Below are 14,543 nucleotides of genomic sequence, written 5' to 3' on the forward strand. Positions count from 1 at the left end.
CAATGGGTAAACAAATCTCGGAAATGCTGAAGGGCACCCTCGACGGCATTGTTCTTGCGATTCTCGCCGACAAACCCGCCTACGGCTACGAGATCACTTCTCAGCTACGGGATCGCGGCTTCTCCGACATCGTGGAGGGCACCATTTACGCTCTCCTGGTGCGCATAGAGCAGCGTGGTTTTGTCGACGTCGCAAAGGTGCCGTCTGAAAAAGGGCCGCCCCGCAAGGTTTACACGCTCAATACAAACGGCCGGGAGTATCTCGACGAGTTTTGGGCAACCTGGAGCTTTCTATCCGAGCGGATCGAAGAGCTTCGCCACACGAACAATCAGCTCGATACAGAGGGAAAATAATCATGGCCGCAGGATGGATTGAAACAGTAACGGGATCCTTCGAAGACAAAAAGCGCTGGCGGCAGTACAAGGCGCGCAAGCAGGATCTGCCTCAGAACTACCGCACCGCAATCGACGGCCTGGAGCGATACTTTATGTACGCCGGGGCGATCGTCAAGGGTGACGTCATGATGCAGATGATGGAGGATCTGCTCGACCTGATTGAGCAGGCAGCCTCAGACGCGGCGCCGATCCGCGACATTGTTGGTGACGACCCCGTTGAGTTCGCCGAGGCGTTCCTCTTGAACTACGAAGACGGTCGCTGGGTGAACAAAGAGCGGAAGCGCTTGGGTGACTCCATCGATAAAGCCGTTCGTGAGTCGTGAACCTCTCTTTTGAGAGAAGGCAGATGAAATGTCAAACAGTCAACTTCCGCCGCCCGCAATTCGGGTTCACGGAATAGAAAAGTCATTCAAAGAACTGCATGTGCTTCGAGGTGTTGATTTTGAGGTCGCTCCGGGCAGCATCTTCGCGCTGCTCGGTTCGAATGGATCGGGCAAAACCACGCTGGTGCGTATTCTCTCGACGCTGCTTCGGGCCGACGCCGGCACGGCCACGGTTCAGGGCTACGACGTTGCGACGCAGCCCGTGAATGTGCGCGAGTCAATCGGCCTCACGGGGCAGTTCACCGCCGTTGATGATGTGCTGACCGGTCGTGAGAACCTTGTGCTTGTTGCCCAGCTGCGACACCTGGAAAATCCAAGTAATATCGCGGACGAACTGCTTGCCCATTTCTCGCTCTCCGAGGCCGGAAAACGCAAGGCCGGAACCTACTCGGGTGGTATGCGTCGTCGACTTGATATCGCCATGAGCCTGATCGGCAACCCGCCAGTTATTTTTCTCGATGAGCCAACGACAGGGCTTGATCCGCAAGCGCGAATCGAAGTGTGGCAAACAGTCAAGAAACTGGCCAACAGTGGAACCACCGTGTTGCTCACGACACAGTATCTTGACGAAGCAGAACACCTCGCGGATCGCATCGCGATTCTGCACGGCGGCCGCATTATTCAAAACGGAACGCTTGACGAACTGCGCAGGCTACTGCCATCGGCAAAGGTTGAGTACGTGGAAAAGCAGCCGTCGCTCGAGGACGTGTTTCTCGCACTGGTTGGCGAGGGCGCGGGAGAGGATTCATGATGACCACGCACATGCTCAGCGACACCGCGGTGCTGACCGGTCGCTCGCTGCGCCACATTCTACGAAGCCCCGACACCATCATCACCACGGTGATTACGCCGATCGCTCTCATGCTGCTGTTTGTTTACGTGCTGGGCGGTGCGATCAATACGGGTTCTGACGAGTCCTACATCAACTACATGTTGCCCGGCATCCTACTCATCACTGTTGCATCGGGGATCGCCTACACCGCGTACCGCTTATTCCTTGACCTGCAGGGTGGCATTTTTGAGCGCTTCCAGTCCATGCCGATTGCTCGCTCCAGTGTTCTTTGGGGCACGTGCTGACCTCACTCGCGGCGAACCTGGTGTCGATCATTGTGGTGACCGGGGTTGCCCTAATCATGGGTTTCCGCACGGGTGCTTCGGTTGGGGCCTGGCTCTCTGTGGCTGGCATCTTGGTACTCTTCACCCTGGCACTCACCTGGATCGCCGTGATCGCGGGGCTCTCGGCGAAAACCGTTGATGGTGCAAGCGCATTTAGCTACCTGCTCATTTTCTTGCCGTTTATTAGCTCTGCGTTCGTACCGACAAGCTCGATGCCGGGTCCGGTCGCTTGGTTCGCTGAGAACCAACCGGTCACCTCAATTGTCAACACGATTCGCGCGCTCTTTGCCGGTGAAATGGTTGGTGGAGAAATTTGGGTCGCTCTCGCCTGGTTACTCGGAATCTTGGTTGTGGCCTACGTGCTGGCCGTGGTGAAGTATCGACGTCGTTTGATTTGAGCTGCTTCAGGGAGTGAACCGCTCGGGCGAGAGGTGCTTTGCCGCCTCTCGCCTACTGAGCGGTGACAACTGCTCGCGATGATCCGTGAGAAACTCACCAACCCACTCCGGGTGCGTGCGCGCGTACTGACGCAGAGCCCACCCAATCGCCTTGTTGATGAAGAACTCTTTGGATCCGGTGTTTGCCTTGATCACATCGGCAAGCAGATCGGTGTCGGTCGCTTCCTTTGAATCGAGCTGACAAATGATTGAACTCCTGCGCATCCAGAGGTTCTCGTGCACAGACCACTCGCGCATCACACCCTTGCTTGTGCTGTCGGTGCGAACGGCAACGGAAACAGTCTGGGCTAGGTGATCCACGCTGTCCCACCACGATTTCGCTTGGATGTAACGGGCTAGGCGCGGTAGATCAACACTGCTCAGGTGCTTCGCGTTCATTCTGAGGTGGTCGGCGGCAACGTGCTGCAACTCGCGCTGAGGTGCCTGCCAGCACAGCTCAACAAACTCCCAATCGACCGCACCCTGCAACTCAGTGAGCAAACCCTTGGTGACGCGCCGCATCACGGGGGTCGCCGCACCAAAGTACTCGAACTGATCTTTCATGTACGCACGCTGTTGAACGGCCCTGGCAGGATCTGCCTCGGTCTGAAGCGCCGACAGAGCCTGATCAAAGGCCCGCGGGCCGCTCAACTCTCCCATGTGATTAATGTAGCGAGGCGGGCGTTTGGAACCCGTCGTCGTTCGCAAGAGCGCTAACACCCTGGGTTTCTTCAGCAGCAATCTGGCTCACGATCTCCGCGAGCTCCTCGTACGAGAGGGTCGCCGCGCGGTCGGCGACCCCCCGCCACAGCCTACCCGAGCGCTCGAAGTGAGCCGCTGCCGTTGTGAGTCCCTGCGTGGTGAGCAATTGGGCGAAGAGCGGTCGACCCGCTGAGCGCGCGGTGTGCTCCTGATCGATGCACTCTTGCAGGCGTGAGCGCCAGGATTCGTCGCTGCCGTAGGCCTTGTTCCACCCGTCTTTGGTGGTGGCCAAGACCTTTTCGCTCCACTTGCTCAGGCCGCTCAAGCCAAAGTTGACGTCAAACGAGTTGCCGAGCACCGGGCCGGTCATGGCACCGACCGTCGCTGCGAGGCCCTCGTTTATCGCTCCGCTGAGGTCAGCGGGAAGCACCGCACCCTCCGAGATCGCGAGGGTGGGGTGCTTGCGCGGCGACACGGCGTAGGCCTCTAGCAACTCGGTTCGCGACATGCGGTGTTCCGAACGGCCGTCGAATACGAGCAGGTCTTGGTGAGCATTGTCCTCACTTGCGGAAGTCGCCACCACGATGATTTCCTCGCGCTCCGCAAACTTGATCTGCTTCGCCCAAGGCACGGATCCGCGTGCCAGAGGCAACATCACCGCTTGCCCCGCGTCCAACAGCTTCTGAGTGTCTCGTTTGTTCGTAGCAGTCGTGTGCGCAACCTCGAGCCTGCTCAGGATCGCGGTCGCCCACGGCTCCGGGTGATGCTGGCACACAAGCGTCAGAAGCGGGGCGGGCACCTCCTTGTACTGGAAGAGGGCATACATAAAGCCAATGCCGCCGCCGACACCAAACGCGGTGACCGGGTCGAGATTTAGCCCCGCTTCTTTGAGCAAACGCACCACCACAGCTGAAGCGGGGTGAGGATCTGGCTGAACGCCAGGTGTCTTGGGTGTAGCCAGTGCCGGGTTTGAGCGTTCGAGCTGTTCTGCCGCTTGCGCGTAGCTCTGCCCGGTAACTTCAATCTGCTCACGCACGCGCTTCTTGAACGCTTTCCGCACGGTCATGCGACTGCCCTCGCGAGCACTGCATCCAATATTTCGTGATTCATCTTCTCATCCGTTTCAGACCCCGAAAATCGTGCCCACGCCACAACTCACGGCATCCATACGCGATGGAGTGATTCCGAAACCCTGATAGCTGCGCCACCTTTACCCTCGGTGATCCCGCGCGTGGGGCTGGATCGGGCAGGCGCTTGGGATCGCCCTTCAGCCAAGGTTATTGCCATTATGCGACGTGGTCAACCGACCCTAGCCGGGAGAGCAGAATGTAAGAGTCAACGGGCGTAGTCTTGTGCACTGTCCAGGGTGCTTCAGAAAAGTCAGGCGCCCCTCTCAGCCCGTTCATGCAGCGACTGTCGAGTCGCCCAATTCTGGTGACCGTGGTCTCGTTCGCGCTGACGCTCGTGCTCACCGTTGTTGTGCTGATAGTTGAGCCTGCTTCGGTCGACATTCTTGGGGTCGTGAGCCTTGCGGCGACCATCTGGGGCCTTACGCACGCGCTTGTTATTTGTCTACTGACTGCCCAGGACACTGATCGAGTGCTTGAACACCTTTCGGATATGCAAGAGCAACTGGCGCGTCGCTCGAAGAACTCGACGAGGTGAACGTTGCTGAACACTCTGAGAACGCGTATCCCGAACCGACCTCCGCGGAACGGCCTCAAGAACCTCAGCAGAGCAGCCAGAATTCAAAGCGTCAGGCTCTAGCGGCGCAGCGTCAACGTGGTGGCAGACCGGGCGGACACCACGACCGAGGACTCTTCTACACTCCAGAGTCAGGTTTCAAACTCGAAGACACGGCACCCTCCGAGTACCTCGAGGCTTGGGAAAATGCGACGGGGCACAAAGCTGCCGAGATATTTCGTGCGTGGACCCGCAGCCCGGATGGATCAGCGCCGTGGGTCTTTATGACTCGTGACGGGAGCCGTTGGAGTGTTTTCGCCTCTGAAGACGGGGTGCATAACGTCATCGATCTCACCGATATGCGCTGGGGGCGAGGCGGCGGTGCAAATCGCGGCCGCCACCCCGCCAGACCCAAACCCAAACACAACGAAGGCTCGACAGATGCTACGCGAAGTCGGTAATGACCACTCGATTGACCTGCGGATCTTTGAGTCTCGTGTAGCCCTCGTTGAGGTCTCTGAGTGCAATTTCTTCTGAGATCAATTCGTCGAGATTCAGGCGACCGTCCAGGTAGAGATCAACGAGCACCGCAATGTCGCGCTTCGGTACCCCGGATCCCATAAAAACACCCTGGATCGCTTTGCGACCGAAGATGTTGGGCATACTTTCGAGCTCAAAGGAGTTGCCGCCCATTCCGATTTGGTAAAGGGTGCCGCCGCGATCCAGCATGTCGTAGCCCTGACGCACCGTGGCCGGAATGCCGACAACGTCGAAGGCGTAACGCACGCCGAAACCACCGGTAAGGTTCTTTACTGCCTCGACCGGGTCGCTTGCGCCCGAGTTGACGACCTGGGTCGCCCCAAACCTTTTCGCGGTCGCGAGCGTCGCATCGTCCAGGTCGATGGCGATGATTTGTGAAGCGCCCGCGAGCAAAGCACCACTGATCACATTGAGACCGACCCCACCGGCACCGATGATTGCGACGGCCTCACCGCGTTCTACCTTGGCGGCGTTGAGAACTGCGCCGGTGCCGGTGATGACACTGCAGCCGAGCACCGCCGCCTGAGGAAACGGCATCTCGTCCGCTATCTTCACAAGCATGTTCTCGTGAGCGAGCACCTGCTGCGCAAAACCGCCGAGGGCCATCCCCTGGCCGAGGGGCTCGCCATTGACGTCCGCCAGACGAGGCGACTCCCCCTCGCCACGAACGGCATCTTCGGGGTTGCGGCAGAGGCCAACGTCGCCCGAGAGACAGCGCGCGCACTTGCCGCAGAACTGCACGAGACAACCCGCGACGTGATCGCCGACCGCCAGGGTCGTGACACTGGATCCCACCTTGCTCACCACACCGGCGATTTCGTGGCCGAGTACCACGGGTGGTTGGTGCATGACTCCGTGGTTCATCTCCATGAAGTCGCTGCCGCACAGTCCGGATGCCCGCACGCTTACGAGCACCTCGCTGTCGAGAGGATCCGCGATCCTGATGTTTTCTTCAACCCAGCCTTCGCCGAGTGCGCGTACGACCATAGCCTTCATTAGCTCTACCCTTCGTTTCGGAGCAAGTAACTCAAGTTGATCTGAGGGTAATGCTGCCGTTGCGACCGGTTTAGGCGTCACGTGAAGCATAGTTGGACGCGGGTGCAGGATTGGGGCGCTCGATTTGAGAGCGAGGCTAATGAGCGTCCAGGTTACCCTCGAGTGTCCAGGTTAACTACGCGCGGGTTTTCTGGGCACTCGACGGTAAGGGGCACACTCGTGGTTGGCGTCGGGCGGCAACTCGCGCAAGTGATTGTGCGGATCGGTCAACGTCTTTAGCCTGGGTTCACTACCTAAGTTTGGAGGCACTGTGTCTGCGCGATTTGTGTACTGGATGAACGTCTCGCTCGACCTCAAGATCGAATACACCGACAATGAAAACGGCGGTGGCAATTGGATGCGTATCGGAGAGACACTGCATCGCGAGTTCAACCGCCGCGCCGCTGCTCTCACGGCGAGCGTCGAGGGCCGCAAGTTCTACGAGATCATGGAAGAGTATTGGCCCGCCGTTCGTACTGACGAGTCTGAACCGCAGTTCATGCGGGAGTACGGTGAGATTTGGACAACCACACCAAAGTACCTCGTGTCGCGCAGTCGCACGATCGCACAGCACAACACAACGGTGCTTGGTGACAATGCGATTGAGCAGCTTGCAAGGATTCGTGAGGAATCCAGTGGAGACATTGGCGTGGGCGGGGCGTCAATCGCAACTCAGTTGCTACACGCCGGGCTCATCGATGAGTTGTTGCTTTTCATACACCCCGTTGTGCTCGGCGAGGGCCGCCCTCTGTTTGACTTACAGAATGGGCCAGTTGTACTTGATTTGCTCGAACAGGGAGCGTTTCCAGAAGGGGTCACGATGCATCGGTACTCGGTGCGACACTGAGGAGCGCGCGTAAATACTCAACCGTTCGCTTCGAAGGATACCTTTGGGGCAAACAAACACTGCAAGGCCTGACGCCGCTGAGTTGGGAAGTCAAGAAGGCGAGGTGACTCATATAAATATGCCCGCGTAACGTCTTCGGTGACTCACGAAGAAATGCCCGCGTAGTGCGAGCCTAGCTTGCTCGTTTCTTCGGCGCAGTCTTGACGGGTTTCACGCCCTGGGAAGGGTCTGGAGCTTTGGCGAGTTCCGCGGCTTCCAGGGTACGAGTTTTGTGCGCGGCAAGATATGTGAGGCGCTGTTGGATTCGGTCGATGTCGCGGGCGATACGGGCGGGGTTCAGTCTGTTGCGGTATGCGATCAGTTCGGCGGTTTTCTTGGGTGTGAGGATCCCGGACGTGAGGAGCCGATCGAACGGAGTCTGGAGATCATCGTAGACGCGTTTGCGGCGGCCTTTCGTGTCCGTGGTCCAGCCGACAGGTTTCTTTGTCGCGGTGAGGTAGTTATGGCGGTCATTCACGTGCTGCCATAGCTCGTTCAGGAGCTTCAACTGTGGGAGCGCGTCGTATCTCCAGTAGAACCCATACCTGCGCACGATCTGGTTGTTCTTTGACTCGATCGTGGCCTGATCGTTTTTCTTGTGTGGCCGTGACCTTGTGAAATAGATATCCAGCTCGGCCGCCCACCCGATGATGTCGTAGTTGATGAACTCGGACCCGTTGTCGAAGTCCACGCCGGTTACCTCGTAAGGGATCTCACTGATGAACCGGTTCAGAGCGTCACGGATATGCAGGTGGGCGTTGTTACGGATCGAGCAGGTGTAGGTCCACCCGATATGCATATCGGTGAGATCAACGGTCCGACAGAACTCGCCCTTCAACACGGGTCCGCAGTGTGCGACGGTGTCGCCCTCAAAGAACCCTGGTACTGCTTCCACCTCGTCCCCGGCTTTGCGGACGGTGATCGAGTTGCGAAGTAACGGTCCCGGGGTGGTAGACGTGATCCCTCGGAGTGGGTCTTTCGCTCGAGCGGGTGCGAGGTACCGGTCGATCGTTGCCGGTGACATCATGAGGAGTTCATCAGCCACCTGGTGACTGTACCTGCCCTTACCTGGGACGAGTTCACCGTGCGCTTCCAGTAACATCAGCTGCAGTTCCATCGTCGCGGCAAGATACTTCCCGCTCACCCCGCCCGCGAACGCCCATACCTTTTGCAACACCTTGAGCGGGTCATAGGAATACCTCAGCGGCCGCGGTTTCCGCTTCCTGACTCCAACGCGACGAGGTTTTAGGCCGCTTTTCAATTGGCGGCGGGCGTTATCTCGCGACCAACCCGTGATCGCGCACACCTCATCAAGAAGGGTGCCTTTGTCTTTCTTCGCGGCCGCCTGATACTGCTTCGCGAACTTCCTCGTGATCTCATGTCTGGCACGCATCGATAACTCACTTCCCATGAAACTGATGATTCCGTTTCGCGGGCAGTTTTAAGTGAGGCACCGAAAGTATTTCGCGGGCAAAATACGTGAGGTTCGTCGGAAGGGCTCAGTTTATAGCTGCAGGCTGTAAAATGCGCCTAACTATATATTTCAAGAATAACCCAAGGACAATTTACTATGACCTCAAACTCTTGGTCCGGCACGGGAACCCTTGAAGACCCTTGGGTTCTTCAGACCGCCCCCTGTCATCCAGCTACACAATGTATCGCGATGACTCGGTTGAGCCCGCGCTACTTATCTGTCAGGTTGGTACAACCAAGCTGAGTTATCTTGCTCGGGCGATCGATGACCTTCATGCCGAACTCTTAAGACGGGCAGATTGGGTGCTGCTTGGGTCCGCTGACGAAAAGAAGGAGCCAGCTGAAGGGACCCTTGAAGCCTGGGGACGCTCGCCCGAAAACCCTGTTGGCGGTTGGTACGGACAGCGCAAGGGGTACCGTGGCCGCTTCGGCATGTACATACCACCACTCTTGGAGGCCCTTGGTCTCATTGAGCTCGAACACAACGCCCGGAACAACCGTGCTAAGGCAATTGAGGTTGAATAATTTTGAGAATCAATCAGTCTGATGACGTTGATGTCTGGTTCAAACACTATGACAACCCGCAAAAAGAACTTGTTCAAGCTGTCCGCGACGCAATTCTTGACGCTGATCCCCGGGTGCTTTAGGTCATTAAGTGGCAGGCACCAACGTTTGTCTATAGAGGCAATATTGCGTCTTTTTACCCGAAGACCAAAACCCATGTCTCATTGATGTTTCATCACGGGGCTGCAATGACTGATGCCCACAACCTACTCGAAGGTACCGGCAGGGTCTCAAGAGTGATTCGATTTCAAAACGAGGCAGATCTTGAGAACAAGCGCCAGTCACTCCAGGAGCTCATCGTCAGTTGGATAGCTGACCACGATGACTGAGTGGGTGTACAGCTGCGAGAATAGCCAGCCACTTGTGGTGGGCCCTGCCGGGATCGAACCGACGACATCCACGGTGTAAACGTGGCGCTCTACCAGCTGAGCTAAAGGCCCTACGTCCGCGAAGCGAACTCCCCCATCTTAGGGGAAAAACTTGCGCGGTACGAAATCAGCGTAAACCCGGGAGTGCTCCCGCGTGTCGGGCAGCGTTGCACGCTCGGCCGGTACTGAACACCTAGCCGGTTGGCATGCGGTGATTATAGCCGGCTGAGCACTCAGTGCCGGGTGAGCGTACGAGCAAGCAGCACTAGACCAGCTCAAGTGCCTCACGGTACGCAGCAAAGTCGCGGGCCTCACCTGGTGCGGTCTCGAAAGAAGCCAGCACGCGACGGTCGGCGCCAACCACAACAGTCGCCCGGGTCGCGATCCCGCGCTCCTCAACGAATGCGTCGTAGACCTGCGCGACCCCACCGTGCGGCCAGAAGTCAGACAGGATCGAGAACTCATAACCCTCCTGCTCGGCCCAGGCCCGCAGCGCAAAGGTCGAATCTACGGAAATGCCGAGCAGCTGCACCTTACTGTCCGCAAACACTGAAAGGTTGTCGCGCAACTCGCACAGCTCTCCAGTGCAGATGCCGGAGAACGCGAGCGGGAAGAATACAAGTGCGACCGGGCCCTCGGCTACAAGTTCAGAGAGGGTTAGTTCTGCGCCGTGTTGATCGGACAGAGTGAAATCAGGCGCTTCCGCGCCAACCTGAAGCACCACTGTGCCTCCTTCCGACGCCGCAGCGTCATTTTTAACAAGAGTCGCACTAACACTATCGAGCGACTTCAAAGCAAGAAATCTCAGAGTAGGCCGAAGATTGTACAGTTTTGACTTACCTCTCCAGCGGAATCCCGGTTTTGTCGTTGGTTTTCGATAGTCTTGATCGAGACCCGCGGACCAGCGGGCCCCTCGTGCAGCGCACGGGCGCACTATCTCGCGCCCATGGCTCATGGTGAATGGAGAACAATCTTGGCTGTGAACACACAGGATCCCTACGCCCCCGATCACGACGATCTGGATCCAGAGGAGACCGCCGAGTGGCGCGATTCGCTCGATGCCGTTGTAGAAGAGCGCGGCGCTGGTCGCGGCCGCGACATCATGACGAGCCTGCTTGACCGATCCCGTCAGCTGCACCTCAACGTGCCGCAGGTGCCCACCACCGACTACGTGAACACAATCGCTTCAGACGACGAGCCTGAGTTTGAGGGCAACGAGATTCTTGAGCGCAACTACCGCTCTTGGATTCGTTGGAATGCCGCCATGACGGTGCATCGCGCACAGCGCCCCGGTATCGGCGTTGGCGGCCACATCTCAACGTACGCTTCTGCTGCCTCACTCTACGAGGTCGGCTTCAATCACTTCTTCCGCGGTCAGGATCACCCCGGCGGTGGCGACCAAATCTTCGTGCAGGGCCACGCCTCCCCCGGCATGTACGCTCGCGCATTCCTTGAGGGACGTCTCAGCGCGGATCAGCTCGACGGTTTCCGCCAGGAGAAGTCGCACCTTGGCGGTGGGCTCCCCAGCTACCCGCACCCCCGACTGGCTCCAGACTTCTGGCAGTTCCCGACGGTGTCGATGGGCCTCGGCCCGATCAATGCGATTTACCAGGCTCAGCTCAACAAGTACCTGACAAATCGCGGCATCAAAGACGCCTCAGACCAGCACGTCTGGGCATTCCTTGGTGACGGAGAGATGGATGAGGTCGAGAGCCGCGGCCAACTGCAGGTCGCAGCAAACGAGGGCCTCGACAACCTCACCTTCGTGATCAACTGCAACCTGCAGCGCCTCGACGGCCCAGTGCGTGGCAACGGCAAGATCATCCAGGAACTCGAGAGCTACTTCCGTGGTGCGGGCTGGAACGTTATCAAGGTGGTCTGGGGTCGCGAGTGGGACGACCTGCTCGCCCGCGACACCGATGGCGCTCTGCTGAACCTCATGAACACCACCCCGACGGTGACTTCCAGACCTACAAGGCCGAAAGTGGCGGGTTTGTTCGTGAGCACTTCTTCGGTCGTGACGAGCGCACGCTCGGTCTCGTTGAGAACTACACCGACGAGCAGATATGGGGTCTACGCCGCGGTGGCCACGACTACCGCAAGGTCTACGCCGCTTACAAGGCTGCCACCGAGCACAAGGGTCGCCCGACGGTCATCCTCGCCAAGACCATTAAGGGTTACGGCCTCGGCCCGCACTTCGAGGGCCGCAACGCGACCCACCAGATGAAGAAGATGACGCTGGAAGACCTCAAGCTCTTCCGCGACACCATGCACATCCCGATCTCTGATGCGCAGCTTGAGGCTGATCCGTACCTGCCGCCCTACTACCACCCTGGCGAGAACGATGAGGCGATTCAGTACATCCACGAGCGTCGTCGCGAGCTTGGCGGGTACCTGCCCGAGCGCCGCACGAAGCACACGGAGCTGGCGCTGCCTGAGCCGAAGAGCTACGCGATCGCTGCTAAGGGATCGGGCACGCAGGAGGCCGCCACCACGATGGTCTTCGTGCGTATGCTCAAAGACCTGATGCGCGACAAGAACATGGGCTCGCGATTTGTGCCGATCATTCCTGACGAGGCGCGCACCTTTGGCATGGACTCGTACTTCCCAACCTCGAAGATCTACAACCCGCACGGCCAGAACTACGTTTCGGTCGACCGCGAGTTGCTGCTCGCCTACAAAGAGAGCCCGCAGGGCGTGCTGCTGCACGTCGGCATCAACGAGGCCGGCGCGACCGCAGCTTTCACCGCAGTCGGAACGTCGTATTCCACTCACGGCGAGCCGTTGATCCCGATCTACATCTTCTACTCGATGTTCGGTTTCCAGCGCACCGGTGATGCGTTCTGGGCTGCTGGTGATCAGATGGCACGAGGCTTCATTCTGGGCGCAACCGCGGGTCGCACAACACTTACCGGTGAAGGTCTGCAGCACGCTGATGGCCACTCGATGGCACTTGCTGCAACGAACCCCGCCGTTGTTGCCTACGATCCCGCATACGGGTACGAAATCGGACACATCATGCGCTCCGGTGTCGAGCGCATGTACGGCGGCGAGCACCCAGATCCGAACGTGATGTACTACCTCACCATCTACAACGAGCCGATCGTGCACCCGGCCGAGCCGGAAAACGTTGATGTCGAGGGCATCATTCGTGGCATGCACCTGGTCAGCCCCGCCGCCGAGGGGCGCACGCAGCGCAGATCCTCGCCTCGGGTGTTGCTGTTCCCTGGGCGATCGAGGCGCAAGAGATTCTCGCTCGCGACTGGAATGTGGCAGCCGACGTGTGGAGCGTAACGAGCTGGAACGAGCTCAGTCGCGATGGTGTTGCTGCTGAGGACCACAATTTCCGCCACATGGACCAGCCCGTTCGGGTACCCTATCTGGCCGAGAAGCTTGCGGGCCACGACGGTCCCGTTGTCGCCGTGAGCGACTGGGCCAAGTTGGTTCCTGAGCAGATCCGTCCGTTTGTGCCCGGTGACTACTCGGTGCTTGGTGCTGACGGCTTCGGCTTCTCGGACACGCGCCAGGCCGCGCGTCGTTACTTCGGCATCGACCGCGAGTCGGTCGTTGTGAAGGTGCTGCAGCGGCTTGCTGCTCAGGGCAAGATCGACGCCGACATTCCGGCGAAGGCTGCCGAGCAATACAAGCTCAACGACGTCAACGCTGGTTCGACCGGCGGCGCTGGCGGAGAGGCCTAGGCGGGGCATCCGTGGCTGAGCGCTCAAAAGAACAGGAGCTTGCCTGGTTGCGTACCATCGCGGGTGAGCTTGCCACGCAGACCATCGCGCGGCTCGACGAGACCCTGCCCTGGTACGGCAACATGCCGCCGAGCCGTCGCTCGGCGGTGGGTCTCGTCGCCCAAACCGGCATTAGCTCGTTCATTCAGTGGTACGAGAACCCCTCGGCAACGCCGTGGATCGCCTCTGACGTGTTCAGCTCGGCGCCCCGCGAGCTGCTGCGCTCGATCAGCCTGCAGGAAACCCTGCAGCTGATTCGCGTGGTGGTATCCGTAGTTGAGGATCGTGTGGCGCCTCGAAGCGAGGCGCTGCGCGAGGCGATCTTGCACTACTCACGTGACGTAGCGTTTGCCGCCGCCGATGTGTACGCGCGCGCCGCCGAGGCCAGGGGGCTCTGGGACGCGCGCCTTGAAGCACTTGTGGTTGATTCGATCCTTACCGGTGAGTCTGACGACGAACTGCCGAGCAGGATCGCGGCGCTCGGTTGGCACGGAGACGGTGAGGCCGCGGTGTTAGTTGGCACCTCGGAGCGCTTCGTTGACGTTGATCAGCTCCGCAGGCTCGCACGACACGCCGGTGCAGATCTGCTTATCGGTCTGCAGGGCACACGACTCGTCGTTGTGCTTGGACGCATGCCTGTGCCCGTCAAGGACGCGAACGGCGTCGAATCTGCGCCACTGAGCTTTCTGGAAATCGCGCAGCGGCTCTCCGAGAGCTTTTCAGACGGACCGCTGGTGCTCGGACCCACGGTCGAGAACCTCGTTGAGGCCTCCCGCAGCGCTCGTGCAGCGCTCGCCGGGGTTGCCGTGGCGCGTGCCTGGCGTAACTCTCCGCGGCCGGTGCTGGCTGATGACCTTCTCCCTGAGCGTGCACTCGCGGGCGACGGACTGGCGAGGCGCACACTCATCGAGCAGATCTATGAACCTCTCGCAGCCCAGTCGGGTGAGCTCATGGAGACGCTGTGGTGCTACCTCGATAATGGGCGATCGCTCGAAGCGACAGCGCGTGAGCTATTTGTGCACCCGAATACTGTGCGTTACAGGCTGAAAAAGGTCTCCGAGATCATCGGGTGGAACGCCACCGGTGCGCGCGAGGCACTTATTCTGCAGTCCGCGCTTATCGCTGGTTCCATTGCCCAGCATGGAGCCCGTCGCTCCTCCGTGTCGAGGGAACGCACCGTAACCACCAAAAAATGAGCACTTCCTACAACGATTTCCCGAATTT

General features: G+C 59.2%; 13 protein-coding genes, 1 tRNA gene and 2 pseudogenes. 10 read left to right on the plus strand and 6 right to left on the minus strand.

The genetic code is table 11. The features are described 5' to 3' along the window. Positions 1 to 2: 2 nt before the first annotated feature. The 4 genes and pseudogenes from G7066_RS07495 (at position 3) to G7066_RS07510 (ending at position 2,292) form a co-directional block, all read left to right on the plus strand. The gene (locus G7066_RS07495) at positions 3 to 353 is read left to right on the plus strand and encodes a PadR family transcriptional regulator (protein ID WP_166330147.1); all 351 of its coding nucleotides are present in this window, start codon (positions 3 to 5) and stop codon (positions 351 to 353) included. Between the two features lie 2 nt (positions 354 to 355). After that, entirely contained in the window at positions 356 to 718 is a 363-nt protein-coding gene (locus tag G7066_RS07500; RefSeq protein WP_166330149.1) for a DUF1048 domain-containing protein, read from the plus strand. Positions 719 to 746: 28 nt separating this feature from the next. Beyond that, the gene (locus G7066_RS07505; protein WP_166330151.1) at positions 747 to 1,529 is read left to right on the plus strand and encodes an ABC transporter ATP-binding protein; all 783 of its coding nucleotides are present in this window, start codon (positions 747 to 749) and stop codon (positions 1,527 to 1,529) included. Beyond that, positions 1,529 to 2,292: pseudogene (locus G7066_RS07510) on the plus strand (ABC transporter permease). The gene G7066_RS07505 and the pseudogene G7066_RS07510 overlap by 1 nt, the downstream one beginning before the upstream one ends. A gap of 6 nt (positions 2,293 to 2,298) precedes the next feature. On the opposite strand, the gene G7066_RS07515 reads toward G7066_RS07510, so the two are convergent. Together G7066_RS07515 and G7066_RS07520 are read right to left on the minus strand one after the other, a co-directional pair. Next, positions 2,299 to 2,991 (minus strand): DNA alkylation repair protein, encoded by a 693-nt coding sequence (locus G7066_RS07515; protein WP_166330153.1) that lies wholly within the window; start codon positions 2,989 to 2,991, stop codon positions 2,299 to 2,301. 4 nt (positions 2,992 to 2,995) lie between these two features. Beyond that, on the minus strand, positions 2,996 to 4,099 hold the full coding sequence (locus G7066_RS07520) for a cysteine peptidase family C39 domain-containing protein (RefSeq protein ID WP_166330155.1): 1,104 nt from the start codon (positions 4,097 to 4,099) through the stop codon (positions 2,996 to 2,998). 338 nt (positions 4,100 to 4,437) lie between these two features. On the opposite strand from G7066_RS07520, the gene G7066_RS07525 reads away from it, so the two are divergent. Next, a complete protein-coding gene (locus G7066_RS07525) occupies positions 4,438 to 4,698 on the plus strand; it encodes a hypothetical protein (protein WP_166330157.1) in 261 nt (86 codons plus the stop codon). A 462-nt stretch (positions 4,699 to 5,160) separates the two neighbouring features. Here G7066_RS07525 and G7066_RS07530 read toward each other — a convergent pair whose 3' ends face one another. Next, positions 5,161 to 6,252 (minus strand): zinc-binding dehydrogenase, encoded by a 1,092-nt coding sequence (locus G7066_RS07530; protein ID WP_166330159.1) that lies wholly within the window; start codon positions 6,250 to 6,252, stop codon positions 5,161 to 5,163. A 310-nt stretch (positions 6,253 to 6,562) separates the two neighbouring features. Here G7066_RS07530 and G7066_RS07535 point away from each other — a divergent pair, with 310 nt between their 5' ends. Continuing rightward, positions 6,563 to 7,138: a dihydrofolate reductase family protein gene (locus tag G7066_RS07535; protein ID WP_166330161.1), complete on the plus strand. Its 576-nt coding sequence runs from the start codon at positions 6,563 to 6,565 to the stop codon at positions 7,136 to 7,138. Between the two features lie 172 nt (positions 7,139 to 7,310). On the opposite strand, the gene G7066_RS07540 is transcribed toward G7066_RS07535, so the two are convergent. Then, positions 7,311 to 8,588, minus strand: a complete 1,278-nt coding sequence (locus tag G7066_RS07540; protein ID WP_244302810.1) for an integrase catalytic domain-containing protein — start codon at positions 8,586 to 8,588, stop codon at positions 7,311 to 7,313. Between the two features lie 242 nt (positions 8,589 to 8,830). Here G7066_RS07540 and G7066_RS07545 point away from each other — a divergent pair, with 242 nt between their 5' ends. Further along, entirely contained in the window at positions 8,831 to 9,175 is a 345-nt protein-coding gene (locus G7066_RS07545) for a DUF6855 family protein (protein WP_341873776.1), read from the plus strand. Between the two features lie 125 nt (positions 9,176 to 9,300). Further along, positions 9,301 to 9,543: a DUF1801 domain-containing protein gene (locus G7066_RS07550; RefSeq protein WP_166331972.1), complete on the plus strand. Its 243-nt coding sequence runs from the start codon at positions 9,301 to 9,303 to the stop codon at positions 9,541 to 9,543. Positions 9,544 to 9,578: 35 nt separating this feature from the next. Here G7066_RS07550 and G7066_RS07555 read toward each other — a convergent pair. Further along, a tRNA-Val gene (locus G7066_RS07555) sits at positions 9,579 to 9,654 on the minus strand. A 193-nt stretch (positions 9,655 to 9,847) separates the two neighbouring features. Beyond that, entirely contained in the window at positions 9,848 to 10,306 is a 459-nt protein-coding gene (locus G7066_RS07560; RefSeq protein WP_166330163.1) for a peroxiredoxin, read from the minus strand. 249 nt (positions 10,307 to 10,555) lie between these two features. On the opposite strand from G7066_RS07560, the pseudogene aceE reads away from it, so the two are divergent. Further along, a pseudogene (gene aceE / locus G7066_RS07565) lies at positions 10,556 to 13,280 on the plus strand (pyruvate dehydrogenase (acetyl-transferring), homodimeric type). Between the two features lie 11 nt (positions 13,281 to 13,291). Then, complete coding sequence (locus tag G7066_RS07570) at positions 13,292 to 14,515, plus strand: PucR family transcriptional regulator (protein WP_166330165.1); 1,224 nt, start codon at positions 13,292 to 13,294, stop codon at positions 14,513 to 14,515. The last annotated feature ends 28 nt before the right edge of the window (positions 14,516 to 14,543 follow it).

The organism is Leucobacter coleopterorum, assembly GCF_011382985.1.
Lineage (GTDB): Bacteria > Actinomycetota > Actinomycetes > Actinomycetales > Microbacteriaceae > Leucobacter > Leucobacter coleopterorum.

Bases quoted from the DNA above. Each gene is read 5' to 3' on its own strand.
- G7066_RS07495 (WP_166330147.1), top strand. From the start codon at position 3: ATGGGTAAACAAATCTCGGAAATGCTGAAGGGCACCCTCGACGGCATT.
- G7066_RS07500 (WP_166330149.1), top strand. From the start codon at position 356: ATGGCCGCAGGATGGATTGAAACAGTAACGGGATCCTTCGAAGACAAA.
- G7066_RS07505 (WP_166330151.1), top strand. From the start codon at position 747: ATGTCAAACAGTCAACTTCCGCCGCCCGCAATTCGGGTTCACGGAATA.
- G7066_RS07515 (WP_166330153.1), bottom strand. From the start codon at position 2,991: ATGGGAGAGTTGAGCGGCCCGCGGGCCTTTGATCAGGCTCTGTCGGCG.
- G7066_RS07520 (WP_166330155.1), bottom strand. From the start codon at position 4,099: ATGACCGTGCGGAAAGCGTTCAAGAAGCGCGTGCGTGAGCAGATTGAA.
- G7066_RS07525 (WP_166330157.1), top strand. From the start codon at position 4,438: ATGCAGCGACTGTCGAGTCGCCCAATTCTGGTGACCGTGGTCTCGTTC.
- G7066_RS07530 (WP_166330159.1), bottom strand. From the start codon at position 6,252: ATGAAGGCTATGGTCGTACGCGCACTCGGCGAAGGCTGGGTTGAAGAA.
- G7066_RS07540 (WP_244302810.1), bottom strand. From the start codon at position 8,588: ATGGGAAGTGAGTTATCGATGCGTGCCAGACATGAGATCACGAGGAAG.
- G7066_RS07545 (WP_341873776.1), top strand. From the start codon at position 8,831: ATGTATCGCGATGACTCGGTTGAGCCCGCGCTACTTATCTGTCAGGTT.